Here is a 24,945-nt window from a genome sequence, read left to right on the forward strand (position 1 = left end):
ACCATGCGGTGACGGCCACGTACTCGGGGAACACCGATATCGCGGGTTCCGTGGACAGCACTGGTTCGGTGACGGTGGGTCAGGGGGCGTCGACGACGGTGTTCTCGTCGCCGACGGTGTCGCCGGTGTGTGGTCAGCCGGTGCAGTTGTGTGCGCAGGTGACCTCGTCGAGTTCGTGTCCGGTGCAGCCGGGGACGGTGCAGTTTGTGGTGGCGGGTGGTCCGACGCTGACGGCTTCGGTGAACGGGGCGGGTCAGGCGTGTGTGTCGACGAGTGCGATCCCGGTGGGGACGCATGCGGTGACGGCCACGTACTCGGGGAACACCGATATCGCGGGTTCCGTGGACAGCACTGGTTCGGTGACGGTGGGTCAGGGGGCGTCGACGACGACGGTCACGGCCACGCCGACCACATCGGTCTGCGGTCAGCAGGTGATCCTGTGCGCCCACGTGGCCACGGTGGCGCCGAGTACGTGTTCGGTGATGCCGGGGACGGTGACGTTCGTGGTGTCGGGTGGTCCGACGCTGACGGCGGCCGTGGACGCTGCCGGGAACGCCTGCGTGCCCACGAGTGCCATTTCGGTGGGGACGCATGGGGTGACGGCCACCTACTCGGGGAACACCGGCGTATCGGGCTCGTCGGACACCACCACGGTCACCGTGAACCAGGCGACCTCCTCGACGGTGTTGACCATTACGCCCCCCTCGCCCGTGTGCAGCGGGACGGTGCAGTTGTGCGCGCAGGTGACAGTGGCGTCGCCGGGTACCTGCACCGCGACCGGGACGGTCACGTTCGTGATCACCGGCGGGCCGACCCTGACCGGGTCGCTCAACGGCAGTGGTCAGGCGTGCGTGACGACCAACGCGCTCGGCGTGGGCTCGTATCCGGTGACAGCCACGTACGGGGGAAACACCGGCGTCGCGGGTTCGTCGACCAGCGGCACGATCACGGTGATCAAGGCGAACACCACCACCACGCTCACCTCCTCGCCCAACCCGTCCACCCCCGGCCAGACGGTGACCTTCACCTCCACCGTGGCCCCGGTGGCGCCGGGGACGGGCGTCCCGACCGGGACCGTGACCTTCGTGATCGGCGGCGGCCCCACCCTCACCGGGACGCTCAACGCCTTCGGAGTGGCGACGGCCAGCACCAACGTGCTCACCGCCGGCCCGCACACGGTCACCGCCACCTACGGCGGCGACACCTGCTACAACGGCTCGACGTCCCCGACGATCACCCAGAACGTGAACCCGCCGGCGACGACCACGACCCTGACCGCCGCCCCGGCCACCATCCGGCTGCGGGTCAACGGCACGCTGGTCATCCCGACCCTGAGCGCGACGCTGAAGGACGCGTCCAACAACCCCGTCCCCGGCCAGACCATCACCTTCGTCGCCAACAGCGCCCTGGGCCCGATCGCCCTGGGCAGCGCGGTCACCAACGGCAGCGGAACGGCGACCCTCTCCAACGTCACCGTCCCGGCCACGGTGCTCACCGCATCGACGTACACCGCATCCTTCGCGGGCGCCCCGGGGCTGAGCCCGTCGTCGGGCTCGGCCCCGCTGGTCTTCCAGCCGACGCCGCTGCTCCCGTAGGGACAGAAAGGAAAGATCTGTAGGGCTCACCTCACGCGCCTGCGCCGGGCCGCCGCCGAGCGGCCCGGCGCAGGCCGCTGTGTGCTCATCCGCGGTCGCGTCCAGGACGTCCGCGTCCGCGTAGCCCCAGGCCCAGGCCCACCGCGACCGCGATCGTCGCGACGACCGCCGCGTCGACGCCGAGCCCCAGCCTGATACCGCCCAGCGTCGAGTCCGCGATCCCCGCTCCGCCGTCGCGCAGCGGGCTCCGCCCGCAGCCCGGCACCGGGTCGGCACGATGGCCGCCGCGCCCAGGCCCTGCGCGGCGCGGCCCATCAGGAAGGAGGCCGGCTGGAGCGGCTGACCTCCCCGGAGGGGCGGCGGGATGTACTCGGTCGCGGGATGACGCGGGCCCTCCACGGCCCCACCGGCGTAACGGCCGGTCAGCGCCCCGCATATGCTCATCCGTATGAGCGATGCAGCGCAGCTGGACCCCGAAGACCGCAAGATCGTCACGCTGGCCCGCTCGGCGCGGGCCCGTAACAGCGTGGCGGAGGGCGCCGCCGTACGCGACGAGACGGGGCGTACGTATGTCGCCGGCACCGTCGCCCTCGACTCGCTGAAGCTGAGCGCGCTGCGGACCGCCGTGGCGATGGCCGTCGCGAGCGGTGCGAAGTCGCTGGAGGCCGCGGCCGTCGTGACCGACGCCGAGACCGTGGCCGAGGAGGACCGCGCGGCCGTACGGGACCTGGGCGGCGCCGGCACGCCCGTCCTGGTCGCCGCCCCGGGCGGCACCCTGCGGGCCACGCTCCCGGCCTGACCGAGAGCCATCGGCTGTCACCACACCACACCTCTTGGACGCGGACGGGCGCATGCGGAGCGCTGAGGGTCAGCGGGGGGCCACCCCGGCCCGGCCCGGCGCTGCCCGGTTTCACCCCCGAAAGCACCAGCACCGTGCTTGACTGGCCAAGCGGGACCAGACCGCACCAGCCGGACCGAGAGGACCTCCATGCAACAGGCCGAGATGCGTGCGCTGAACACCAAGGTCATCGAGGAGTTCCGGGCCAACGAGGGGGCCGTGGGCGGTCAGTTCGAGGGCATACCGCTGCTCCTGCTGACCACCACGGGCGCGCGCTCCGGACAGCCCCGGATCAGCCCCCTGGTCTATCTGGCCGACGGCGACCGGCTGGTCGTCTTCGCCGCCAACGGCGGCAGTGATTCCACCCCCGGCTGGTACCACAACCTCGCCGCCGACCCCGCGGCCGAGGTCGAGGTCGAGGTCGGCACCGACCGCTACGCGGCGGCCTGGCACGTCGCCGAGGGCGCGGAGCGGGAGCGGCTGTGGGCCGCGCAGGTGGCCCACTCCCCGTACCTCGCGGACTTCCAGGCGGCCACGGAACGGCAGATTCCGGTCGTGGTGTTGCGTCGCGTCTGACGGCGGCGGGACGGGGGCGGGACGACTGGTCCGAATGGGCCGGGGCATCGGGGAGAATAGACGCCATGACTGCCGGTACTTCCTCGTCCCCGTCCGAGCAGCGGGAGACCCCGCACCGCTCGGGCTTCGCCTGTTTCGTCGGCCGTCCCAACGCGGGCAAGTCGACCCTGACCAACGCGCTGGTGGGGACGAAGGTCGCGATCACCTCCACCCGTCCGCAGACCACCCGCCACAGCGTCCGCGGCATCGTGCACCGGCCCGACGCACAGCTCGTGCTCGTCGACACCCCCGGACTGCACAAGCCGCGCACGCTGCTCGGTGAGCGCCTCAACGACGTCGTCCGCACCACCTGGGCCGAGGTCGACGTCATCGGCTTCTGCGTCCCCGCCGACCAGAAGCTGGGCCCCGGCGACCGCTATATCGCCACCGAGCTCGCCGGGATCAAGAAGACTCCCAAGGTCGCGATCGTCACCAAGACCGATCTGGTCGAGCCCGAGCAGCTGGCCCAGCAGCTCCTCGCCATCGACCGGCTCGGCACGGAGCTGGGCATCGAATGGGCCGAGATCGTCCCGGTCTCGGCGGTGGGCGACCAGCAAGTAGGACTCCTGGCCGATCTGCTCGTCCCGCTGCTCCCCGAGGGCCCGGCGCTCTACCCCGAGGGCGACCTCACCGACGAGCCCGAGCAGGTCATGGTCGCCGAGCTGATCCGCGAGGCCGCGCTGGAGGGCGTACGGGACGAGCTGCCGCACTCCATCGCGGTGGTCGTCGAGGAGATGCTCCCCCGCGAGGACCGCCCCGCGGACAGGCCCCTCCTCGACATCCACGCCAACCTCTACATCGAGCGCCCCAGCCAGAAGGGCATCGTCATCGGCCCCAAGGGGCGGCGCCTGAAGGACGTCGGCACCAAGTCCCGCAAACACATCGAGGCCCTGCTCGGCACCCCGGTCTTCCTCGACCTCCACGTCAAGGTGGCCAAGGACTGGCAGCGCGATCCGAAGCAGCTCCGCAAGCTGGGGTTCTGAGCCCATCCCGCACCGACGGCCGGAGGCCGGCCCAGCTGTGCGAAGCCCGGGAACGACTCCTACGCACCCTCCTTGAGGACGGTGCGGATCAGCTCGCGCTGGGCGTCGCTCAGGTGGGGGTCGGCGGCGTGGATGGTGCGGCCGTCGACGGTGATCTCGTAGTGGAAGCCGTCGGGCACGCCGCGGGTGGCGGTGGTGCGGCCGGTTTCGACGGCCTGGTGGGCCAGGGCGGCCAGATGGGTGGCGTCGGGCCGGCTGTCCGTGTCCAGCTCGGCCCGGCGCTCGATTCCGGCGAATCCGCCGGTGCGGGTGACGGAGATGCGCATGGCTCCATCACTACCCGAAGGCGGGGCCTAGCGCGCGCCCACGAGGGTGCGCAGATCGGTGATGCCCACGCCCGCCCATGCCTCCAGCACCGCCGAGTGCTCCTCGCCCTCGCCGTAGCGGGAGTGCGCGGCGGCCACCGTGAGCTGGGCGAAGTCGGCGAACTCCGCGTCGGAGGCCAGTTCGCCGCCGGTCAGCACGTCGTACCAGATCTGTCCGGCGCGCTCCCAGGCGCTGCCGCCGAGGGCGGTGGCGGCGAGGTAGAAGGCGTGGTTGGGGATGCCGGAGTTGATGTGGACGCCGCCGTTGTCGCGTGAGGTGTGGACGTAGTCGTCCATCGTGCCGGGCTGCGGGTCCTTGCCGAGGACGTCGTCGTCGTACGCCGTGCCCGGGGCCTTCATCGAGCGCAGCGCCTCTCCGGTGACCCGCTCCGCCAGCAGCCCGGCACCGATCAGCCAGTCGGCCTCGGTGGCGCTCTGGCCGAGCGCGTGCTGCTTGACGAGCGAGCCGAAGACATCGGACATCGACTCGTTGAGCGCACCGGACTGGCCGAAGTACTCCAGATTGGCGGTGTACTGCGTGACGCCGTGGGTCAGCTCGTGGGCCATCACATCGACCGGGATGGTGAAGTCGAGGAAGATCTCGCCGTCCCCGTCGCCGAAGACCATCTGCTCGCCGTCCCAGAAGGCGTTGTTGTAGTCCTGGCTGTAGTGGACGCTCGCGTCCAGCGCCAGGCCCGAGTCATCGATCGAGCGCCGGCCGTACGCCGTGCGGAACAGCTCGAAGGTCGCGCCCAGCCCGTCGTACGCGCGGTTGACCGACGCGTCCCGGCCCGCCTGGTCGCCCTCGCCGCGCACCTTCTTCCCCGGCAGCCGGGTCTCGTGCTTGGCGTCGTAGATCGTGCGCCGGGGCTTGTCGGAGGGCGCGGCAGACGGCACGGCGCCGGTGACGCCGCGGACGGTGGTGATCCGGCGGCGGGTGCGCTCCAGGGCGTCCCGCTCCAGGGTGCGGCGGGCGGGCTCGGCCACGGCGGGGTCCTCGGCGCGGGACAGTTTGTCGAGGACATGCGGCGGCACGATCGTGCAGAAGGCACGGTGGCGGTGACTGCGGGCATTCGCGTTGGCGTCCATGGCAGGCAATGTGGCACCGAGTGAATCCCTTGTCACGTCTTGCGCTCATGATTGATGAAATCGAGTGGTAGATGGGCATTCCTCCGCGCGTGATGTGCTGGTCCGCATAGTGATACGGACCCGCCCCGTCCCGGAGGTTTCGGTTAGGCTGCTGCCCATCATGCGTTTCGGGCTGCTTCTCCTTAGCTGCCGCGGCGAGGGCCTGTAGTCGTAGGCCGACCCCCTCCCCGCGGAGTTCGGTGTTGCGGTGATTACGCCCCGTCGGCCGCCCAGTGGACACCCGTACAGCGGATCGTCCAACGGATACGAGGAGCCCCGCACACCATGACCAACTCCGCTACGCCCGGTAATGCCATCGGTCGCCCCACGCCCATCACCGCCGCGACCGTCACCCAGCGTCCGTCCGGGATGCCGATCCACAAGTACGGCCCCTACGAGGCCGTCGACATCCCCGACCGCACCTGGCCCGACAACCGCATCACCGTCGCGCCGCGGTGGCTCTCCACCGATCTGCGGGACGGCAACCAGGCACTGATCGACCCGATGTCCCCCGCCCGTAAGCGCGAGATGTTCGATCTGCTGGTGCGCATGGGCTACAAGGAGATCGAGGTCGGCTTCCCCTCCTCCGGCCAGACCGACTTCGACTTCGTACGGTGGATCATCGAGGACGGCGCGATCCCCGAGGACGTGACGATCTCCGTCCTCACCCAGGCGCGCGAGGAGCTGATCGAGCGCACCGTCGAATCGCTGCGCGGCGCGCACCGGGCCACCGTGCACCTCTACAACGCCACCGCCCCCACCTTCCGCCGGGTCGTCTTCCGGGGGACGAGGGAGCAGGTCAAGCAGATCGCGGTGGACGGCACCCGGCTGGTGATGGAGTACGCCGACAAGCTCCTGGGCGACGAGACGGCCTTCGGCTACCAGTACAGCCCGGAGATCTTCACCGACACCGAGCTGGACTTCGCGCTGGAGGTCTGCGAGGGCGTCATGGACGTCTGGCAGCCGGAGGACGGCCGCGAGATCATCCTCAATTTGCCGGCCACCGTCGAGCGCTCGACCGCGTCCACGCACGCGGACCGCTTCGAGTGGATGTCGCGCCACCTGTCCCGGCGTGAGCATGTATGCCTGTCCGCGCACCCGCACAACGACCGCGGTACGGCCGTCGCCGCCGCCGAGCTGGCGATCATGGCCGGGGCGGACCGGATCGAGGGCTGTCTGTTCGGGCAGGGCGAGCGCACCGGCAATGTCGACCTGGTGACGCTGGGCATGAACCTGTTCTCCCAGGGCGTCGACCCGCAGATCGACTTCTCGCAGATCGACGAGATCCGGCGGACCGCCGAGTACTGCAACCAGATGGAGGTCCACCCGCGCCACCCCTACGCGGGCGACCTGGTCTACACCTCCTTCTCCGGCTCCCACCAGGACGCCATCAAGAAGGGGTTCGAGGCGCTGGAGGCGAGCGCCGCCGAGCAGGGCAAGACGGTCGACGAGATCGAGTGGGCGGTCCCGTACCTGCCCATCGACCCCAAGGACGTCGGCCGCTCCTACGAGGCCGTCATCCGGGTCAACTCCCAGTCCGGCAAGGGCGGCATCGCCTATGTCCTGAAGAACGGCCACAACCTGGACCTGCCGCGCCGGATGCAGATCGAGTTCTCCAAGACGATTCAGGCCAAGACCGATACCGAGGGCGGCGAGGTCACCCCGGGCCAGATCTGGTCGGTCTTCCAGGACGAGTACCTGCCGACCGCCGACAACCAGTGGGGCCGGATCGCGCTGCGCACCGCACAGACCTCGACGACCAGCGAGGGCACCGACGCGCTCACCGTCGAGGCCGTCGTGGACGGCGTCGAGACCGTGCTGACCGGCACCGGCAACGGTCCGCTGGCGGCCTTCTTCGATGCCCTGGCCGGGATCGATGTGGACGTCAGGCTGCTGGACTACTCCGAGCACACCCTGAGCGAGGGCGCGGCCGCGCAGGCCGCCGCGTACATCGAATGCGCGATCGACGGCAAGGTGCTGTGGGGCATCGGGATCGACGCCAACATCGTGCGCGCCTCCCTCAAGGCGGTCGTCTCCGCGGTCAACCGGGCGCGCCGGTAAGGGCCGCTTGACCCGTCACCCACATGGGCCCCGTTCACCGCGTGAGGTGGGCAGGGCCTCGGGTTTGGCCTGTTGTCTCCGTTCGGGGTACTGACGGCACATCACTGATGTGGCTAGCATCACGTCAACGCGGCAACGTCGCCGAAGCGTTATGGAGGTGTGACGTGGTGCATGCGCGAGCCCGCCGTGACCGGGACCTGTGTGTGGTAGGCGTACGCACTCTGTGGCGGACCGTCGGCGATGGTGAGTTCTTCTGCCCCGACTGCGGAGGCGACCGCAACTACCGCCGCCGCACCGGCCGCCGCCGCATCGTGGTGCTCGGCCTTCCGCTCCTGCCCCGCGGGCCGGTCGCGCCCGTCGTCGAATGCGCCGCCTGCACCGGCCGGTTCGGCACCGAGGTGCTCGACCACCCGACCACCACCCGCTTCTCCGCGATGCTGCGCGACGCCGTGCACACCGTCGCCCTCGCGGTCCTCGCCGCGGGCGGCACCGACGCGGTAGCGGTCCGGCAGGTCGCGGTCGGCGCGGTGCGGGCCGCCGGGTTCACCGACTGCAGCGAGGACCAGCTGCTCGCCCTCATCGAGGCGCTCGCCGCCGACACCGGGCGGCTGCCCGGCGCGTGCTCCGGTGAGCGCGACGGCCTCGACCCCTGCGGTACGGCGCTCGCCATCGAGCTCCACGAGGCCCTGGAGCCGCTGGCTCCGCATCTGGCCCCGACGGGCCGGGAGGCCATCCTGCTCCAGGGCGCCCGGATCGCGGTCGCCGACGGCCCGTACCGCCCGGCCGAGCGAGCGGTCCTGGAGACCGTCGGCCGGGCCCTGATGATCTGCCCCGACGACACGGCCCGCCTCCTGGCCGCCACCCGGGCGGCCTTTTGATCAGAGGCTCGGCTCGCCCCCGGCTACCGCTGGGGCCCAGCGGTAGCCGGGGCACCCGGAAGCCCGGTCTGCGCCTCCGTACTCCCCAGGGAGTGATCGGCCCCGCCCCGCCGCCACCGTCGCAGTAGCCGCCGCGCTCGTCGCCCGCGGTCTGAACAACGCCGAGGGCCGCCCGGGCGCTGGGTCTCTCGCCCCTCACCGCCAAGACCCACGTCAGCCGCATCATGGGCAAGCTGGGCGCCCGCGACCGCGCGCAACTGGTCATCGCGGCCTACGAGTCGGGGCTGGTCACCCCGTCCCGTACGGGGCATTCCTGATCAGGCGGTCCAGGAGAAGCGCGCGAGCGACTCGTCCAGTGGCGCCCGGGTGAGCCGGTTGGCCAGGGTGGACATGGTGTAGGTGCCGATGCCCAGCACCACCTCCAGGGCGTTGCGGCGGGTGTAGCCCTGGCCGAGGAAGGCTTTGAGGGCCGTGTCGCTCGCCGCGCCCGCGGTCTCCAGGACGGTGAGCGTGAAGTCGCGCAGGGCGTCGAGCCGTTCATCGTCCAGGGCCCGCTGCTCCCGCAGTGCGGTGACGAGCCCGGCGTCGGCGCCCAGTGCGGTGAGCTTCGCGGTGTGCATGGCCACGCAGACGTGGCAGGCGTTGCGGGTCGCGATGGTCATGATGACGACCTCGCGGTCCAGCGGTTCCAGCGTGGCCGTCTCGAACGCCCCGCTGAGCTTGAGGAATCCATCCAGCAGCTCCGGCGATCCGGCCATCCGCGCCACGGGCGCCGGAAGGTAGCCGAGGCGCCGGACCGTCGTCTCCATGGACCGGCGCGCGGCGGGCGGCGCGGAGTCCGGGGTGTGGTCGGTGAACATGTCGATGGGCATGGTGCGTCCCCCCTGGGCTGTTATCGACGCTATTATCGACAACGTGGTTGTCGAAAACGTAAACCAGGTTGTCGAATGGGGCAAGGGCGAGGGGCGTCGCGATGGCTGAGGAGACCCCCGGCTTTGAACTGCCGCTGCTGCTCTTCGCCGGTTTCCGCTCGCTCATCGACCAGTTGCACGCCGAGCTGGCCCGCCGGGGACACCCCGATGTCCGCCCGGCGTACGGCTTCGCCATGCAGGCCATCGGGCGCGACGGCGCCACCGCCAGCGAGCTGGGCCGGCGGCTCGGCGTCTCCAAACAGGCCGCGGGCAAGACGGCCGACCGGCTGGCGGCGCTGGGCTACGTGGTCCGGGCCGACGACCCGGCCGACGCCCGGCGCAAGGTGATCCGGCTGACCCCGCGCGGTATCGACGCGCTGGCCCGCTCGGCCGTCATCTTCGAGGAGCTGCGGAAGCGATGGGCCGATGCGCTCGGGGCGGAACGGGTGCGCGCGATGGAGGCGGACCTGCGCGCGATGGCGCCCCTCAGCGGCTTCCGCCTCGACGTCGCCGGGTGGTTCGGCGCCTGAGCGTCCGCCCCGTCGCCCCGCCCGAGCGCGTCGGCTCGGGTCCGTGTCACTCCGCGGTCGGCGCGCCCCAGCCCCTCCGGTACGCCGTCCAGTCGCCGGGCGTCGCGGCGAAGTCCACGTACAGCGCCACCCCGAACCGCTCGCGCCCCCGGTCCTCGCGGCCGAGGCCGAGACGGGTGCCGCGGACCGCGGCCGCCACCGTCTCGGCCCAGGCGTGGCGGCCGAAGTTGTCGGTGTGGTAGCCGGGCAGCCCCATGAGCAGATCCGTGTCCGGCGGGGTGGCTTCGAGGGCCAGTTCCGTCTGCTGGGCCACATAGCCCCCGTACAGGCTCTCCAGCGGCATCGAGGTGTCGTACGACATCACCGCGATCTGGTCGACCCGCCGCGCCACCTGACCGAAGTACTTCTGCGACCACCACTTCGGGTGGTTGGCGACGAAGCCCGCGACCGAGTGCAGGCCGGGCAGCGGGTCGATCTGATGGGCGGCCACCGACAGGGGGACATGGCGGGAGCGGGTGAGGGCGTGCAGGTCGTCGAGCAGGGAGAGGAAGTCACGGTCGCCGGAGTGCATCGGCTCCAGGTCGAAGTGCACCCCGTCGAAGCCCGCGTCCAGCACCTGCCGGGCGGAGCGGACGATATGCGCCCGGCTGTCCCGGTCGCCCAGCCGGAGCCCCGTCGGGCCCTCGGTGGCCAGCTTGTCGCCGAGCCACGCCTGGACGCGAACGCCGGGCAGTTCGCGGTGCACGGTCTTCAGCAGCCAGGCGGCCCTGGGGTAGCGGGCGGCGGGCAGCGTGCCGTTGTGCTCCAAGGGGCCCGCGTGGACGTAGAGATCGCGGATCCCGGTGCCGCGCACCCGCCGCGCCAGCGTGGCGAGCTCCGGCTCGCCGTTGCGGCCGTCCACCCATGCGTGGCCGAGCCACACCGCGTCCCGGCCGCGGGTCAGCGTCCCGGGCTTCGGGTCGCCCGCGTACAGCAGCCGCAGCGAGATCCCGCCGGCGAGGACGGCGAGCGCCAGGCACCCTGCCAGGCCCGCCGTGATGCGCTTGGGCCACTTCAGCCGGGGATGGCGCCAGCCGCGTACGAGGGTGCGGCGCGCCCGCCGCAGCGAGGAAGCGGTGGCCGGGACTATCCGGGGTCTCTTCACGGAAGGGAGCGTAACCAGCGTTCTACGGGCGGCTCGTGACGGCACGAGGCCGGGCACCGTACAGCTCGGTACGGATCCGCAGGGCGGCGCGTGCGGCGAGCGAGACGGCGGTGTCCTTGTCGCCGCCGGCCCGCACGATGGCGAGCACGCCGCCGACGCGGACCTCCACGGCGTACGACGGCGTGCCGTCGCCGTCACCGCCGGTCTGCCGCGAGATCTCCAGCAGCGCGTCGTCGCCGAGGGCTGCGAGCTCGCGGGCCTTGTGGTGCTCGAGGACGGGGGCGGCCTCCGTGTCGACGGCGACATCGGGGCAGACCTGGTGGAGCAGGCGCCGGACCTCCAGATAGCGCTCGGTGCGCCCGGCGGGCATCGACACCAGCTGGACGGTGACGGTCCGGCCACCTCCGGCGGCGGGCGTGATGCGCACGGTCTGCTGGGCGCTGGTTCCCTCGAAGCCGGTCAGCTCCTCGCGCAGGGCGTTGCCGGGCTCGCAACCGACCCAGTCGTCGCCCCCGTACCGGCCGAAGAGCCCCAGGTCCGTCCTGGTGACCCGGGCGCGCCCGCCGAATGCCCCGGCGGGAAGGAGCGCGGCCTCCAGATCGGGGTCGGTGAAGACCCGGTCCCGGTCGGCCTTGCCGTCGACGCCGGGCGCCGTCGAGGGGTTCCCCGATGCGGCGGGGCGCCCCGGATCGGGCGGCCCCTGTGTGCTGCCGCATCCGGTGAGAAGGGCCGTCAGCATGACGGCAGGGCCCGCGATTCTGGTGCGTACGGCCGCTCGCACGGCGACTCCCCCGGTTTCGAACGTACAGTGGAGCGACCACCCTAAGGTGTCGCCCCGAACAGCGCCCGCACGGCTCCAGTCCGGACATCTCGACCGGGGTCGCGCGGTGCTCCTCCCAGGACGCGCGGTCCAGCCGCAGCCGCTGCAGGGTGCGGGCCTGCCCGCATACGGCGAGTACGGACATTCCGTCGGGGCGGTAGCCGAGCCGTCGCGACACCCCGAGCGAGCGGTCGTTCTCGACCATCGCGCTCGAGGTCAGCGACCGCGCCCCCAGCCCCTCGAACGCCAGATGTGCCACCGCCGCCCGCATCTCCGTTCCGAGGCCCTTGCCCTGGTGGGCCAGGCCCAGCCAGGACCCGGTCCCGGCCTCCCTCGTCACCGCGAAGTCGGTCGCGGAGAGGTCCTGACGCCCGACCACCGCGCCCTCGTGCAGCACCGCGAAGCTCATTGTCCACTTCTCGGGCCGCCACTCCGCGATCGTTCTCAGGACGTGCTGGAAGGCCCCGCGCCCTACCTCGTCCGGGGTGGCGTCGGTCCAGGGCACGCCGAACGGCATCTCCGCCGGGTCGTGCACCCCGCCCGCCGCGACCGCGCACAGCTCGTCGAGCAGGGGGATGCCGGGAAGCCGCAGCTCCAGGCGCGGCGTGCGGAGGCGTAGCCCGTGCAGGGGCCAGAAATGGGGGTCCATAACGGGAGGTTGCCGGACGTGTCCCCGCCGCGTCGAGCCAATTACGCCCCGGAGTGTCAATCAGGGTTGACGGCTGCGGGCTGTCAATCTACGTTGACATCATGACGGAAGCAACCGATCTCGCCGAGCGGGCGGGCGACCGGGACCCGCGCATCGGGCTGCGCGCCGTCGCCGCGCTGCGCCGGCTGCTGGAGCAGCTGGAGGCCGTGCAGGTGCGCAGCGCCCGCGCGAAGGGCTGGTCGTGGCAGGAGATCGCCGCCGAGCTGGGCGTCAGCAGGCAGGCGGTCCACAAGAAGCACGGGAGGCGTTGATGTTCGAGAGGTTCACCACCAGTGGCCGCGAGGTCGTCCGCGGCGCCGTCCGCCACGCGGAGGACACCGGCAGCGACACGGTCGGCGAGGCGGAGCTGCTGCTCGCGCTCCTGGACCGTACGGGCAGCCCCGCCGCCGACGCCCTCGCCGCCCTCGGGGCGCACGGCCGCCGCGACTCGATCGCGCGCGCCCTGGCCGAGGTGCGCCGCCGCGGCGGCATCTCGAACGCCGACGCCGAGGCGCTGGCCGGCCTCGGCATCGACGTCGGGGAGATCGTCGCCCGGGTGGAAGAGGCCCACGGCGTGGGCGCCCTGGCCACCGGAGGCACACCCGGGCGCCCGCGGCGCGGCAAGCGCCCGCTGCGCCGCCCCTTCGCCCGGGAGGCCAAGTCGGTGCTGGAGCGGTCGCTGCGGATCGCGCTCGCGCGCGGCGACAAGCACATCGGCGACGAGCATCTGCTGCTCTCGCTCACCGCCCGGCCGGGCGTCGCCGCACATGTCCTCGCCGACCACGACGTGACCTACGTCCAGATCGAACGGGCCCTCGCCGCCCGCGCGGAACGCTAGCGCGGACACACGCGGCGCCCCATGAACGCCCCCTGAGCGTGCGCTTGAGCGCAGGCGCGCAATTCGGTTGCCCGCGCCGCGATCCGCCGCGCATCCTGTGCCGGTGTTGATCCGACGAGAGACCCCAGCCGACATCGACGCGGTACGTGCCGTCACCTCGGCCGCGTTCGCCAAGTCGGGCACCACGGTCCCGGTCGAGGCGACCCTTCTCGACGAGCTCCGCCTCTGCGATGCCTGGCTGCCCGCGCTGTCCTTCGTGGCCACCGGCGACCGGGGCGAGGTGATCGGACATGTGCTGTGCACCCGTGGCCATGTGGGCCCCGATCCGGCCCTCGGCCTCGGCCTCGGCCCGCTCAGCGTCCACCCCGGCCACCAGCGCCGCGGCGTGGGCCAGGCGCTCGTGCACGCGGTGCTCGGTGCCGCGGACGCCTTCGGGGAATCACTGGTCGCGCTGCTCGGCAGCCCCGCCTACTACGGCCGGTTCGGCTTCCGCCCCGCGACCGCCTACGGCATCACGGCCCCGGATCCGGCCTGGGGCGACTTCTTCCAGGTCCGGACCCTGACCGCGTATCAGCCCACCCTCAAGGGGGTCTTCGCCTACGCCGAGCCGTTCGACCGCGTCTGAGCGAGGGGGCCGAAGACGGTGGTGACCAGCTTCATGACCGACGAGGACTCCGCGCCGCCCAGCCCGGTCGGGTTGACCGAGTACACCAGACGGCGGCTCAGGTCCCGGGTGGCGAACATGCCGCTGGTGTAGCCCGGGCGGGAGCCGGTCTTGCCCCAGACCTCGGTGCCGTCCTCGAGCGCGCCCCGTATCAGGCCCATGCTGAAACAGGCGCGGTTGTCGCCGTACTCGCAGTTCTTGTTCCGGTGGTTGGGCACATCGGGAACGCTGAACAGCAGCCGCTGCTGTGCCGGCGGCAGCAGCCGCCCCCGGTAGAGCGCGCCCATGAAGCGGTCCAGCTCGGCGGCGGTCGAGATCATGCCGCCCTCCGCCCACGGCCAGGCCGCCTGCTGGGTCACATCGGCCCTCGCGGCCGTACCGTCCTTCGCCGTGACCGTCAGATAGCCATGGGCGGCCGGCCCCGGCAGCCGGGCGTCGTCGATCGCGGGGACGTAGGTGTGGCGCAGCCCGAGCGGCCGCGCGATCCGGTCCCGTACCTCCCGGGCGAACGAGTGCCCGGTGACCTTCTCGACGATCAGCCCGGCGACGAAGGTGTTGATCCCGCTGTAGGTCTGCGCGGTGCCGGGCGGATACTCCATCTCCCGGCCCCGGACCAGGGTGGTGACGATGCGCTCGGGCGACCAGCTCTCGAAGCGGTGGTCCACGAACCACTGGTTCGTCCCGTCGCCCCAGAACTCCTCCCCGCCCCTGGACGGCAGTCCGCTGGTGTGGTTCAGCAGCTGGCCGATGGTGATCTTCGGGTATGCGGCAGGCAACAGACCGGGCAGATACGACTGCACGGCGTCGTCCACGTCCAGCCGGTGCTCGGCGGCCAGTTGGAGCACCACCGTGGCGGTGAACACCTTGGAGATGCTGCCGATCCGGAACGACCCGTCGGCGCGCACCGGTGCCCCGGTGCTCAGATCCCCGGCGCCCGACGTGCCCGACCACTGCCCGGCGCTTCCGGTGATGCGGACCAGCACACCGGTCAGGTCGTCGCCCGGTAACCCGTCGACGACGCCCCGCAGCGCCGCCGCGTCCAGCGGAGGCGGCGACGACGCGTGGGCGGCGGCTTGGGCGGGGGCGGCGGCAAGCGCCGGTGCGGCTGCCCCGCCCGCCACGGCGGCCAGCAGCGCGGTGGCCGCGGCGAGGGCTTTCCAACGGGGCCGAGACAAGGCACGGATCACGGTGTGGTCTCCAGGTGACTGATCGTCCGGCCGGTCTCTCCGGCCTGACGACCAGTCTTCTGGCGCGGTACGCACCCGGCCTCCGGGACAGCCCTGGCCCACCCCCGGCCCACCCCCGCCCCGCGCCTCGGGGATCACCCCGACGACCGCTCACTGGATCGGCGAGTCCGGCGGCGGAATCCCGACGATGCGCTCCCGGTCGACGGACTCGACGCCGTCGATCGCCTCCAGGGCCGGGATCCGGTCCTCGGCGATGGTCCCGGCCAGTGAGCCGAGCACCGGATACTCCCCGGTCACCGTCAGCCCGGCCCGCCGCACGGCCTCCACCGCCTCCGCGAACCGGTCCGGGTCGATGGAGAGGATCACCGGGACCGGACCGGACCCCGACGCCTGGCCCTGGCCCTGGTTCTGGCTCATGGGGCCTGGAGCAGACCCGCGCCGATGTCCGTGGCGGGCTGCGCCAGTGGGTACGCCCCGGACAGCAGTCGGGCTTGGAGGTCGGCCGCCGAGGCGTCGGGGTTCGCCTGGGCGAGCAGCCCGAGGACGCCGGCGGTGTGCGGCGTGGCCATGCTGGTGCCGCTCATCGTCTGGTACGTGCCGTCCGGTGCCGCCGAGAAGATGTCGACACCGGGCGCGGCGACATTGACCTCGCCGCCCGCGCCGTTGATGGCGCCGTTGGAGAAGAACGCGGTCGCCAGATCCTTGCCCAGAGCCGCCACCGCGAGGATGGAAGGGCAGTTGGCGGGCCGGCCGACGGGCGCGATGAACCGGGGCCGCGAGCTCTCGTTCCCCGCCGCGGCCACGATCACCGTGCCGCGCTGCAGCGCGCGCCGGGCCACGTTCTCGTACGTCTGCGGGAACAGCTCACCCGGCTCGACCGTGGCGCCGAGCGACATGGAGATCACCCGCGCCCCGCGCGAGACCGCCCAGGCCATGCCCGCCAGGATCTGGCCGTCGGTGCCGCTGCCGCGGTCGCTCAGCACCTTGCCGGCCAGTATCCGGGCCTCACCGGCCACGCCGTAGCGCGGCGCGTGCTCGGGCTTCGCCGGACCGGCCACCGTGCCGATGCAGTGCGTGCCATGACCATGACCGTCCTCCGGGCTCGCGCCCGGCACGAAGGACGCCGTCTCGTCGACGCACCCGGTCAGATCCGGGTGATCGGTGTCCACACCGGTGTCCAGGACGGCGATCTTCACCCCGCGCCCGGTCAGCGTCGACCAGTTGGCCCGGATCGCCTGAAGCCCCCAGGTCGTGTTCTGCTCGTCCCAGGCCGGACCCAGCGACGACGCCAGCTCTGCCCTGGTGTGGCGGGTCACCTCGTCGTCGTCACTGCGGTACGTCGGGAAGAACCCGGTCAGCGTCCGCTGCGGCTCAGTGATCACCGACGCGTAGACCATCCGCTCCGGCTCCGACGCGATGATCGTGGGCTCCGCCTCCGCCGTGGTCACCAGCGCATGCCGCTGATCCGGCTGCACATCGACGACGGCGACGCCGAGCTCGTCGAAGAGCACCGAGACATCCGGCCGTTGCAGCAGCTCGGCGGCGCCCCTGGCCTCCGCGCCGCGGACGCGTTCGACGGACGCGATGCCGACCGAGGACCGCAACGCGTCCATGCCACGCTCCGGCTCCTGCTGGTCGAGCAGTACCACATACCGCCCGGTGTACTCCGTGACCTGCCGCCCGAGCGGCGACTCACCCCGCATGGGCCGCTCCCCGTTGTGGCCCCTGCCCATCGGTCCGTTGAGTCCGTTCGTCATTGGCTTCTCCGCTTCTGTGCGCTCCCCGCCGGATCGCGGACGCGCGCCAGTGCGCGGAAAACCCAAGGACGACAGCCCGGTTCTGCCGCGCACCGGCGCGGTCCCGTCGCTTTTTCACCCACCCCCACGTCCACCGTCCCGCCGCTCGCGACGCCACGCAACTCGGGGTCACCTGACGCCTCGACGAGGTCTGGGGGGAGTGACCGTGTCATGATGCGGACGCTAGACCCGACGAACCGATAACTGAAGCGAGGCGTGTGACGTGCGAACGGTGAGGGCTGTCTCGGCAGCGGGGCTCCTGCTGCTGGCCACGGCGTGCGGTGGCGGCGGTGGGAACGCCGATCACCCGGCCCTGTCCAAGGCGCAGCTCGGCAAGGCGGCCGTCACAGGCAAGGACCTGCCCGGGTACAAGGTGAGCCACCAAGCCGGTCCCCGTGACTCCCGGATCGAGGCCGACGACGCCAAGTGCCAGCCGATCCTGGACGCCATAGCGCCCGGGGCGAGCCGGAAGGCCAAGAGCTCGACGGCGCGTACGCTCTCCACGGCACATCCGCCGACCGAGTCGGGGGACGGCAGCCAATACTCCGTCATTCTCGCCGGGTTCAAGGAGCCGGATGCCAAGAAGGCCATGAGCGACCTGAGGGATGCGATCAAGGCGTGCGGCTCCGGCTTCAACACGCCGACGGAGAGCATGCTGCAACAGACCACGGGAGTCCGGCAGAAGAAGGCAACGGGCGGCGACGAGGCCATCGGCGTTCTGCTGGAGGGCCCGTCGTGGAAGCTGAACTATGTGATCGCCCGCAAGGGCTCCACCCTGATCAGCTTCGGCGGGGCTGACTCCGCCTTTACGAAGGCCGTCGATGTGCCACAGCGGATCGTGGACAAGCAGACGGAGAAAATCGCCAAAGCCGCTGGTTGAGCCGGGCGGTCCTGCGCTGTGACGGGACGCCACGGGGATCGGGGAGCGAAACGTGTGACCTGACTACTCGCGCGGGTCAGCAGCAATGACCTTCTCCGGATGGTCGAGCCACACCCGCTGACCGGCGGAGGTGACGGTGAGCCCGAAGCGGGTGCGGGCCGGCCGCCCGGCGCGCACCCACCAGGCGTGCGCCGCCTCCAGCTCGTTCCAGAGCAGCCGAGGCCCGCGCTGCCGCACCTCGTACTCGGTGGCGTCCGGCTCGTAGTCAACAGACGCCCATGAGCCGCTGGTCGAGTCGGTGAGCCAGAGAGTCCACTCACCGCCGGGCCCTGGGCCCACGACCCACTGGCAGCCCGGGACCAGGACTCCGGCGGCGAACCAGGCGTCGTCGTCGCCGAGGAAGCCGGGATCGAGGCGCGTTCTGCCGCTGTCGGCTTCTCCCTGGATGACGGCCATGACGTCCCGCTCGGGTGCCTGCGCCCGCAACCACATGAACGCGCTGTCGCCGACGACCGGACCGCAGGCCACGGCTCCGTCGGAGCCGTACTCGACGGTGAGCCGCAGCAGGACGCCGTTACGCAGGACCGTTCCCCAGGGGAGGACGATCAGCCCCCCGGGCGCGGTCTGCTCGATCCAGGCGCGGGGCACATCGTGTACGGCGCAGGTGGCGATGACGCGGTCATACGGCGCGTTCGCGGGCCATCCCACGGCACCGTCTCCGGTGATCACCGCGGGCCGGTGGCCCGCGGCCCCCAAGGCGGCGCGCGCCCTGTCAGCGAGCGCGGGATCGACCTCGATAGTGGTCACCTGCTCGCTTCCGAGCCTGGCGGAGAGGAGCGCGGCGTTGTATCCGGTGCCCGCACCGATCTCCAGTAGGCGCTGTCCGGGGCGGACGTCGAGGGCCTGGAGCATGGTCGCGACGACCCTCGGCATGCTCGCCGAGCTGGACGGCGTGCGCGCTGCCGTGGCGCCTGCGGTGCCGGGCGGATCATCTACCTGCGTGACGAGAGCCTGGTCGCTGTAGGCCAGCTCCCGCCATTGTTCCGGCTCGGCGGTGCGGTCAACGGGCTCGTATCCGTCGGCGGCGCGGACCCAGATGCGATCGGGGAGGAACGCCGCACGGTCGACGCGGCGGAAGGCGTCCACCCATGCGGCCGGGAGGTGGCCGCCGTCCACGAGCTGCCGGACAAGGGCGCCCGTGTCGGTGCCGGTCATCGCTTCGGCGGCTCCGGCCGCTTCGGGTCGGGCGGCGGGACGGGCTTGTCCGGCTTGTGCCCGTCGCTCTCGGCCGGGTCCGGCTTGCCTCCGTGCTTTCCCATGTGATCTCCCTCCGGGCCGGGTGCGACTATGGTGACGTGGCGTCAGGCCGAGCGACAGGGCGCACGGGTGCACGCTCCTGCACCAGGAACAGCGGTGCAGGTGTCTCCCGGTGAAGTTCGTGACAGGCCGTCGATCCGGCAGATCGTCACCGGTGGCCTGGCTCGGAGTTGATCACTCGGCGACCGGTTCGCGCAGCTCGAACCAGATGTGCTTGGCGGTCGGTTGGAGCCCGTTCTCCCAGGTGACGCCCCAGGCGTAGGCCAGCTCCTGCATCAGTAACAACCCCCGCCCGCCCTCCTCGTCGGGCCCTGCGTCGCGCGGGTAGGGGTGGCGGTCCGGCGAGCTGTCGCGTACGGCGATGGTCGCGATGCGGTCGCGTACGAGGGTGTCAATGTGAATCAGCGTGGTGTTGGTGTGCTGGTTGACGTTGGTGACCGCCTCGGAGACGAGCAGCCTCGCCGTGTCCGCGAGGTCATGCAGGTCGTTGGCCTGGAGGAGGGCGGCGATGGCGTCGCGGCAGACCCTGGGGCTCCTGGGGGAGTTGGGGGCGCTGAGCCGGTATGCGTGTGGGGGTTCGGCGACTTCGGGCATGGCGGTTCTCCCAACGCGGCGCGTGACTGAATCGATGCGCTGCGCTAGCAAGACGATAGAGCATCGAAGAGCACTCGTGCTATCACTCAATAGAATTGGTGCTCTAGATGGATGTGTGGGAACGTCCCACGCAACACTGTGTTCGGGAGCAATGGGGAGGGTGCATGCCGAGGACGGCCACGACTGCGCGGCAGCGACGCCTTGGTGCGGAGCTACGCAAGTTGCGCGAGCACGCCGGGATGAACGTGGCCCAAGCCGCCCAGCAGTTAGGAGTGGATCGGACCCGGATCAGCAATACCGAAGCTGGTCGCTTCGGCGTGAGTGAGGAACGAGTGAGGGCGCTCGCCGAGATCTACTCATGCGGCGATCAGGCGTACGTCGATGCCCTTGCGGCTATGGCCACAGAACGTGGCCAAGGCTGGTGGGAGGAATACCGAGGAAAGCTCTCCGCCGGCGCCCTGGATCTGGCCGAGTTGGAACATCACGCTGTCGGTCTGCGGTTGGTGCAGATCATGCATATGCCCGGCCTCTTGCAGACGGAGGACTATGCGCAGGCCGTCTTCTCCACAGCTGAGCCCGAGCCGACGCCGACCCAACTCCGTTGCAGGCTGTCCCACCGCCTGCGGCGCCGCGATGTGCTGGACCGCGAAGATCCGCCGCAGTGCACCTTCCTCATCCATGAGGCCGCGTTGAGGCTTCAGTTCGGCGGGGCCAGGGTGGCCCAGCGGCAACTGGAGTACGTTGTGGAGGCGTCAGAGCGGGACAACGTGACCGTACGCGTGATCCCGTTCTCCGCTGGAGGATTCCCGAACGCGGGGTCTTCCACGACGTACGTGACCGGGCCTGTGCCGCAATTGGATACGGTGCAGCTCGACTCGCCGAACGGCAGTGCCCTCCTGGATGCGGATACGTACCTGGCCAACTATCGGAGAGTTCTCGACCGGACCGAAGCGATGGCCCTGTCTCCTGATGAGACCCGTGACTTCGTTCACGCCATCGCCCGTCGATTTTGAAGGCATGGAGATGTCCGACATACAGTGGCAGAAGTCCTCCTACTCGGCTGACGCCGAGGGCAACGCCTGCGTCGAGTTGGCCCATGCCCCCGACGCCGCCGCGATCCTCCTCCGGGAGAGCGACGAACCCCAGACCGTGATCGCCACCACCCCCGCCGCCCTCCACGCGTTCACGCGGGCCGTCAAGGCCGGACGGTTCGATCATGTGTCCCCCTGAGGGACAATGACGTCATGAGTCTGTTCCGCGACGACGGCATCGTGCTGCGCACCCAGAAGCTGGGCGAGGCGGACCGGATCATCACCATCCTCACCCGCAACCACGGCCGGGTCCGCGCCGTGGCGCGCGGGGTGCGGCGTACGAAGTCCAAGTTCGGCGCGCGCCTTGAACCCTTCTCCCATGTCGACGTGCAGTTCTTCGCCCGCGGCGGCGAACTGATCGGGCGCGGGCTGCCACTCTGTACGCAGAGTGAGACGATCGCCCCGTACGGTGGCGCGATCGTCACGGACTACGCCCGCTACACCGCCGGTACGGCGATGCTGGAGACGGCCGAGCGGTTCACCGACCATGAGGGCGAGCCCGCCGTGCAGCAGTACCTCCTGCTCGTCGGCGCCCTGCGCACCCTGGCCTCCGGGGAGCACGAGCCGCATCTGGTCCTTGACGCGTTTCTTCTCCGCTCCCTCGCCGTCAACGGCTACGCGCCGAGCTTCGACGACTGCGCGAAGTGCGGGATGCCCGGTCCGAACCGGTTCTTCTCGGTCGGGGCCGGCGGGGTCATCTGCGGAGAGTGCCGGGTGCCGGGAAGCGTCGTACCCTCGGCGGAGTCGCTGACGCTGCTGGGCGCGCTGCTGACCGGGGACTGGGAGACGGCGGACGCGTGTGAGCTGCGTCATGCCCGGGAGGGCAGCGGGCTGGTGGCGGCGTATTTGCACTGGCATCTGGAGCGGGGACTGCGGTCGCTGCGGTACGTAGAGAAGTAGCCCCACAACAAGCAAGAGCGGAAGGCAGAGGGAGACGTGGCAGGCATGGCACGACGCGGGTTTCTGGGCCGACAGCGGCGCGAGTACCGGGCGCCGGACCCGCATCCGTCCGGCGCCCGGCCGCCGAAGATCCCCGGGGAGCTGGTGCCGGCCCATGTGGCCGTCGTGATGGACGGAAACGGCCGCTGGGCCAAGGATCGCGGCCTGCCCCGCACCGAGGGGCACAAGGTCGGCGAGGGCGTCGTCCTCGACGTGCTCAAGGGCTGCCTGGAGATGGGCGTCAAGAACCTCTCCCTCTTCGCCTTCTCGACCGAGAACTGGAAGCGCTCGCCCGACGAGGTGCGCTTCCTGATGAACTTCAACCGCGATGTCATCCGGCGCCGCCGCGATGAGATGGACGAGATGGGCATCCGGATCCGCTGGGCGGGCCGGATGCCGAAGCTGTGGAAGTCGGTGGCCCAGGAGCTCCAGGTCGCGCAGGAGCAGACCAAGGACAACGACGCCATGACGATGTACTTCTGCATGAACTACGGCGGCCGGGCGGAGATCGCCGACGCGGCCAAGGCGCTCGCCGAGGACATCCGGGCGGGCCGGCTCGACCCGTCGAAGGTGAACGAGAAGACCTTCGCGAAGTACCTCTACTACCCGGACATGCCGGATGTGGATCTCTTCCTGCGGCCGTCGGGGGAGCAGCGGACGTCGAACTATCTGATCTGGCAGAGCGCGTACGCCGAGATGGTCTACCAGGACGTGCTCTGGCCGGACTTCGACCGCCGCGACCTGTGGCGGGCCTGTCTGGAGTACGCCTCCCGGGACCGCCGCTTCGGCGGGGCGATCCCCAACGAGGAGCAGCTGAAGAAGGACGGGTCTCAGCCCGCGTAACCGAACGGGGCCTGGCGTCCCGAGGGGAGTCCGCCAGGCCCCGTCAGGGCTGGTTGCTCGACGCCGCGCAGTCGCCGCAGGTGCCGAAGATTTCGATCGTGTGGGCCACGTCCACAAAGCCGTGTTCGGCGGCGATCGCGTCGGCCCACTTCTCCACGGCGGGGCCCTCCACCTCGACCGCCTTGCCGCACGCGCGGCAGACCAGATGGTGGTGGTGTTCCTCGCTGCTACAGCGGCGGTAGACCGCTTCGCCCTCCGTGGTGCGGAGGACGTCGACCTCGCCGGCGTCGGCGAGGGACTGGAGCGTGCGATAGACAGTGGTCAGGCCGACCGAGTCGCCTCGGTGCTTGAGCATGTCGTGCAGCTCCTGCGCGCTGCGGAACTCGTCCACCTCGTCCAGCGCCGCCGCTACCGCGGCGCGCTGTCTGGTGGACCGGCCGCGTACCGGGGGACCCGCGGTCACCACAGCTGCCTCCTCAACCTCGCATGCTCGTCGCTCCTTGCCCGGCCATTGTGCCAGTTAACGCCTTGGCTACGGGCTGGCTACGACTGGACCAGCACATCGTCCTTCAGGGTGCACCGTTCCTCGGCGGCGGCGGTCCGCGCGGCGCGTTTTTTCGCCAACGGCGCGGCCAGGGCCGTGATCACGGCGAAGACGCCGATGGCGAGGACGACGATGCTCGCACCGGGCGGGACGTTTCGGTAGAAGGAGAAGACCGTTCCGGACAGGGTCACCACGACGCCGATGGAGATCGCCAGCGCGAGGGTCATCGCGAAGCCCCGGGTGGCCTGCTGGGCGGCGGCGACCGGGACCACCATCAGGGCGCTGACCAGGAGCAGCCCGACGACGCGCATGGCGACGGTGACGGTGACGGCGGCGGTGACGGCCAGCAGCAGATTGAGCGTCCGTACGGGCAGGCCGGTCACCCGGGCGAACTCCTCGTCCTGGCATACGGCGAACAGCTGGCGGCGCAGGCCGAGGGTGATCAGCACGACGAAGGCCGCCAGGAGCGAGATCGCCACGACGTCCTCGCGGGAGACCGTGGTGATGGAGCCGAAGAGGTAGGTGGTGAGGTTGGCGTTGGAGCCGGTCGGCGAGAGGTTGATCAGCAGCACGCCGCCCGCCATACCGCCGTAGAAGAGCATCGCGAGCGCGAGATCGCCGCGGGTCTTGCCGTACCAGCGGATGAGCTCCATCAGGACGGCGCCGAGGGCGGAGACGGCGACGGCGGTCCATACGGGGTTGGTGCCGGTCAGGAAGCCGAGGGCGACGCCGGTGAGCGCGACATGGCCGATGCCGTCGCCCATGATCGCCTGTCGGCGCTGGACGAGGTAGATGCCGACGGCGGGGGCGGTGATGCCGACCAGGACGGCTGCGAGCAGGGCCCGCTGCATAAAGGCGTAGTCGAGGATCTCGAGCATCTCAGGTCAGCAACCCTGTCCGGATCGGTTCGGCGTCGGGCGCCGCATGGGGGTGGACGTGGTCATGGCCGGGCAGCGCATGCTGGCCGACGGCCTGGGGCGGTGGTCCGTCGTGGACCACACAGCCGTCGCGGAGCACCACCGCGCGGTCGATCAGGGGCTCCAGCGGGCCGAGTTCATGGAGGACGAGGAGGACCGTGGTGCCCTCGGCCACCTGCTCGCGCAGTGTCCCGGCGAGGATCTCCTGGCTGGCGAGATCGACCCCGGCCATCGGCTCGTCCATGATCAGCAGCTCGGGTTCGCCCGCGAGGGCGCGGGCGATCAGCACGCGCTGGTGCTGACCGCCGGACAGGGCGCTCACCGAGTCCCGGGCACGGTCGGCCATGTCGACGAGGTCCAGCGCCCGGTGGACGGCCGCACGGTCGGCCTTGCGCGGCGGGCCGAGCCTGCGGCGGGCCAGCCGGCCCGCGGCGACGACCTCGCGGACGGTGGCGGGGACGCCACTGGCGGCGGTCGTGCGCTGCGGTACGTAGCCGATCCGGGCCCAGTCGCGGAAGCGGCGGCCGGGGGTGCCGAAGAGGGTCAGCTCGCCGCCGGTCAGCGGGACCTGTCCGACGACGGCGCGGACGGCGGTGGACTTGCCCGAGCCGTTGGCGCCGAGCAGGGCGACGACCTCGCCGCGGCGTACGGCCAGATCGATACCGCGCAGCACGGGGCGGCCGCCGAGGGAGGCGGTGGCGCCGCGCAGGGATATGGCCGCTTCGGCCTCGTCGGCGGGGGGTGCGGGCTCTGCGGCTGCGGCTGCGGCTTCCATGGGG

The 24,945-nt window shown here is 71.2% G+C and carries 28 protein-coding genes and 2 pseudogenes; 16 read left to right on the top strand and 14 right to left on the bottom strand.

From position 1 onward, the window contains the following. Window positions 1-125: 125 nt before the first annotated feature. The 4 genes from ABZS71_RS06880 (at window position 126) to era (ending at window position 4,031) form a co-directional block, all read left to right on the top strand. Complete coding sequence (locus ABZS71_RS06880) at window positions 126-1,595, top strand: Ig-like domain-containing protein (protein WP_356208156.1); 1,470 nt, start codon at window positions 126-128, stop codon at window positions 1,593-1,595. Window positions 1,596-2,031: 436 nt separating this feature from the next. Continuing rightward, the gene (locus ABZS71_RS06885; protein ID WP_356208082.1) at window positions 2,032-2,394 is read left to right on the top strand and encodes a cytidine deaminase; all 363 of its coding nucleotides are present in this window, start codon (window positions 2,032-2,034) and stop codon (window positions 2,392-2,394) included. A gap of 189 nt (window positions 2,395-2,583) precedes the next feature. After that, window positions 2,584-3,009, top strand: coding sequence for a nitroreductase family deazaflavin-dependent oxidoreductase (locus ABZS71_RS06890; RefSeq protein WP_356208083.1), 426 nt, complete (start codon window positions 2,584-2,586; stop codon window positions 3,007-3,009). A gap of 65 nt (window positions 3,010-3,074) precedes the next feature. Continuing rightward, complete coding sequence (era, locus tag ABZS71_RS06895; RefSeq protein ID WP_355857918.1) at window positions 3,075-4,031, top strand: GTPase Era; 957 nt, start codon at window positions 3,075-3,077, stop codon at window positions 4,029-4,031. Window positions 4,032-4,090: 59 nt separating this feature from the next. Here era and ABZS71_RS06900 read toward each other — a convergent pair whose 3' ends face one another. Together ABZS71_RS06900 and ABZS71_RS06905 are read right to left on the bottom strand one after the other, a co-directional pair. Then, on the bottom strand, window positions 4,091-4,357 hold the full coding sequence (locus ABZS71_RS06900; RefSeq protein WP_356208084.1) for a protealysin inhibitor emfourin: 267 nt from the start codon (window positions 4,355-4,357) through the stop codon (window positions 4,091-4,093). Between the two features lie 27 nt (window positions 4,358-4,384). Then, a complete protein-coding gene (locus tag ABZS71_RS06905; RefSeq protein ID WP_355857924.1) occupies window positions 4,385-5,485 on the bottom strand; it encodes a M4 family metallopeptidase in 1,101 nt (366 codons plus the stop codon). A 324-nt stretch (window positions 5,486-5,809) separates the two neighbouring features. Between ABZS71_RS06905 and leuA the strand changes: the two genes are divergently transcribed. The 3 genes and pseudogenes from leuA to ABZS71_RS06920 all read left to right on the top strand — a co-directional run. Beyond that, window positions 5,810-7,585 (top strand): 2-isopropylmalate synthase, encoded by a 1,776-nt coding sequence (leuA, locus tag ABZS71_RS06910; RefSeq protein WP_355857927.1) that lies wholly within the window; start codon window positions 5,810-5,812, stop codon window positions 7,583-7,585. Window positions 7,586-7,749: 164 nt separating this feature from the next. Continuing rightward, window positions 7,750-8,463, top strand: a complete 714-nt coding sequence (locus ABZS71_RS06915; protein ID WP_356208085.1) for a TerB family tellurite resistance protein — start codon at window positions 7,750-7,752, stop codon at window positions 8,461-8,463. 136 nt (window positions 8,464-8,599) lie between these two features. Beyond that, a pseudogene (locus ABZS71_RS06920) lies at window positions 8,600-8,780 on the top strand (LuxR C-terminal-related transcriptional regulator); the annotation flags it as partial. Here ABZS71_RS06920 and ABZS71_RS06925 read toward each other — a convergent pair. After that, window positions 8,781-9,335: a carboxymuconolactone decarboxylase family protein gene (locus tag ABZS71_RS06925; protein WP_356208086.1), complete on the bottom strand. Its 555-nt coding sequence runs from the start codon at window positions 9,333-9,335 to the stop codon at window positions 8,781-8,783. 101 nt (window positions 9,336-9,436) lie between these two features. On the opposite strand from ABZS71_RS06925, the gene ABZS71_RS06930 reads away from it, so the two are divergent. Next, the gene (locus tag ABZS71_RS06930) at window positions 9,437-9,904 is read left to right on the top strand and encodes a MarR family transcriptional regulator (protein WP_356208087.1); all 468 of its coding nucleotides are present in this window, start codon (window positions 9,437-9,439) and stop codon (window positions 9,902-9,904) included. Window positions 9,905-9,950: 46 nt separating this feature from the next. Here the strand turns inward: ABZS71_RS06930 and ABZS71_RS06935 are convergent, their stop codons facing one another. The 3 genes and pseudogenes from ABZS71_RS06935 to ABZS71_RS06945 form a co-directional block, all read right to left on the bottom strand. Further along, entirely contained in the window at window positions 9,951-10,943 is a 993-nt protein-coding gene (locus tag ABZS71_RS06935) for a hypothetical protein (RefSeq protein ID WP_356208157.1), read from the bottom strand. Window positions 10,944-11,070: 127 nt separating this feature from the next. Further along, on the bottom strand, window positions 11,071-11,829 hold the full coding sequence (locus ABZS71_RS06940; protein ID WP_356208088.1) for a hypothetical protein: 759 nt from the start codon (window positions 11,827-11,829) through the stop codon (window positions 11,071-11,073). Window positions 11,830-11,870: 41 nt separating this feature from the next. After that, a pseudogene (locus ABZS71_RS06945) lies at window positions 11,871-12,517 on the bottom strand (GNAT family protein). 101 nt (window positions 12,518-12,618) lie between these two features. Between ABZS71_RS06945 and ABZS71_RS06950 the strand changes: the two are divergent. The 3 genes from ABZS71_RS06950 (at window position 12,619) to ABZS71_RS06960 (ending at window position 14,019) form a co-directional block, all read left to right on the top strand. Further along, window positions 12,619-12,828 (top strand): helix-turn-helix domain-containing protein, encoded by a 210-nt coding sequence (locus tag ABZS71_RS06950; RefSeq protein ID WP_030081114.1) that lies wholly within the window; start codon window positions 12,619-12,621, stop codon window positions 12,826-12,828. Beyond that, window positions 12,828-13,394 carry a Clp protease N-terminal domain-containing protein gene (locus tag ABZS71_RS06955; protein ID WP_356208089.1) on the top strand — a complete coding sequence of 189 codons (567 nt, stop codon included), beginning with the start codon at window positions 12,828-12,830 and terminating at the stop codon, window positions 13,392-13,394. Before ABZS71_RS06950 ends, ABZS71_RS06955 begins: the two co-directional genes overlap by 1 nt. A gap of 103 nt (window positions 13,395-13,497) precedes the next feature. After that, on the top strand, window positions 13,498-14,019 hold the full coding sequence (locus tag ABZS71_RS06960) for an N-acetyltransferase (protein ID WP_356208090.1): 522 nt from the start codon (window positions 13,498-13,500) through the stop codon (window positions 14,017-14,019). Here the strand turns inward: ABZS71_RS06960 and ABZS71_RS06965 are convergent. The 3 genes from ABZS71_RS06965 to ABZS71_RS06975 all read right to left on the bottom strand — a co-directional run bounded on the left by ABZS71_RS06965 (window position 13,992) and on the right by ABZS71_RS06975 (window position 17,002). Beyond that, on the bottom strand, window positions 13,992-15,233 hold the full coding sequence (locus ABZS71_RS06965; protein ID WP_356208092.1) for a serine hydrolase domain-containing protein: 1,242 nt from the start codon (window positions 15,231-15,233) through the stop codon (window positions 13,992-13,994). The genes ABZS71_RS06960 and ABZS71_RS06965 overlap by 28 nt on opposite strands. A 162-nt stretch (window positions 15,234-15,395) precedes the next feature. Next, complete coding sequence (locus tag ABZS71_RS06970) at window positions 15,396-15,662, bottom strand: hypothetical protein (RefSeq protein WP_356208094.1); 267 nt, start codon at window positions 15,660-15,662, stop codon at window positions 15,396-15,398. Beyond that, a complete protein-coding gene (locus ABZS71_RS06975) occupies window positions 15,659-17,002 on the bottom strand; it encodes a S8 family serine peptidase (RefSeq protein ID WP_356208095.1) in 1,344 nt (447 codons plus the stop codon). The genes ABZS71_RS06970 and ABZS71_RS06975 overlap by 4 nt, the downstream gene beginning before the upstream one ends. A 262-nt stretch (window positions 17,003-17,264) precedes the next feature. On the opposite strand from ABZS71_RS06975, the gene ABZS71_RS06980 reads away from it, so the two are divergent. Next, complete coding sequence (locus ABZS71_RS06980; RefSeq protein WP_356208097.1) at window positions 17,265-17,921, top strand: hypothetical protein; 657 nt, start codon at window positions 17,265-17,267, stop codon at window positions 17,919-17,921. Between the two features lie 63 nt (window positions 17,922-17,984). On the opposite strand, the gene ABZS71_RS06985 is transcribed toward ABZS71_RS06980, so the two are convergent. Continuing rightward, window positions 17,985-19,136, bottom strand: coding sequence for a methyltransferase domain-containing protein (locus ABZS71_RS06985; RefSeq protein ID WP_356208098.1), 1,152 nt, complete (start codon window positions 19,134-19,136; stop codon window positions 17,985-17,987). Between the two features lie 276 nt (window positions 19,137-19,412). After that, window positions 19,413-19,832 carry an ATP-binding protein gene (locus ABZS71_RS06990; RefSeq protein ID WP_356208099.1) on the bottom strand — a complete coding sequence of 140 codons (420 nt, stop codon included), beginning with the start codon at window positions 19,830-19,832 and terminating at the stop codon, window positions 19,413-19,415. Window positions 19,833-19,996: 164 nt separating this feature from the next. Here ABZS71_RS06990 and ABZS71_RS06995 point away from each other — a divergent pair, with 164 nt between their 5' ends. The 4 genes from ABZS71_RS06995 to ABZS71_RS07010 are packed head-to-tail and all read left to right on the top strand — an operon-like array spanning window position 19,997 to window position 22,705. Then, entirely contained in the window at window positions 19,997-20,845 is an 849-nt protein-coding gene (locus ABZS71_RS06995) for a Scr1 family TA system antitoxin-like transcriptional regulator (RefSeq protein WP_356208100.1), read from the top strand. 10 nt (window positions 20,846-20,855) lie between these two features. Beyond that, window positions 20,856-21,062 (top strand): DUF397 domain-containing protein, encoded by a 207-nt coding sequence (locus ABZS71_RS07000; RefSeq protein ID WP_356208102.1) that lies wholly within the window; start codon window positions 20,856-20,858, stop codon window positions 21,060-21,062. A gap of 14 nt (window positions 21,063-21,076) precedes the next feature. After that, a complete protein-coding gene (gene recO, locus ABZS71_RS07005) occupies window positions 21,077-21,823 on the top strand; it encodes a DNA repair protein RecO (protein ID WP_355857962.1) in 747 nt (248 codons plus the stop codon). Between the two features lie 45 nt (window positions 21,824-21,868). Next, window positions 21,869-22,705 (top strand): isoprenyl transferase, encoded by an 837-nt coding sequence (locus ABZS71_RS07010; protein WP_355857965.1) that lies wholly within the window; start codon window positions 21,869-21,871, stop codon window positions 22,703-22,705. A gap of 43 nt (window positions 22,706-22,748) precedes the next feature. On the opposite strand, the gene ABZS71_RS07015 is transcribed toward ABZS71_RS07010, so the two are convergent. The 3 genes from ABZS71_RS07015 to ABZS71_RS07025 all read right to left on the bottom strand — a co-directional run bounded on the left by ABZS71_RS07015 (window position 22,749) and on the right by ABZS71_RS07025 (window position 24,941). Further along, window positions 22,749-23,171, bottom strand: a complete 423-nt coding sequence (locus ABZS71_RS07015) for a Fur family transcriptional regulator (protein WP_355857968.1) — start codon at window positions 23,169-23,171, stop codon at window positions 22,749-22,751. Between the two features lie 77 nt (window positions 23,172-23,248). Next, window positions 23,249-24,127 carry a metal ABC transporter permease gene (locus ABZS71_RS07020; RefSeq protein ID WP_356208103.1) on the bottom strand — a complete coding sequence of 293 codons (879 nt, stop codon included), beginning with the start codon at window positions 24,125-24,127 and terminating at the stop codon, window positions 23,249-23,251. A gap of 1 nt (window position 24,128) precedes the next feature. Continuing rightward, the gene (locus ABZS71_RS07025; protein ID WP_356208105.1) at window positions 24,129-24,941 is read right to left on the bottom strand and encodes a metal ABC transporter ATP-binding protein; all 813 of its coding nucleotides are present in this window, start codon (window positions 24,939-24,941) and stop codon (window positions 24,129-24,131) included. Between the last annotated feature and the right edge of the window lie 4 nt (window positions 24,942-24,945).

Origin of the sequence: Streptomyces sp. NPDC005393 (assembly GCF_040606675.1) — a bacterium.
In the GTDB taxonomy this organism is placed as follows: Bacteria; Actinomycetota; Actinomycetes; order Streptomycetales; family Streptomycetaceae; genus Streptomyces.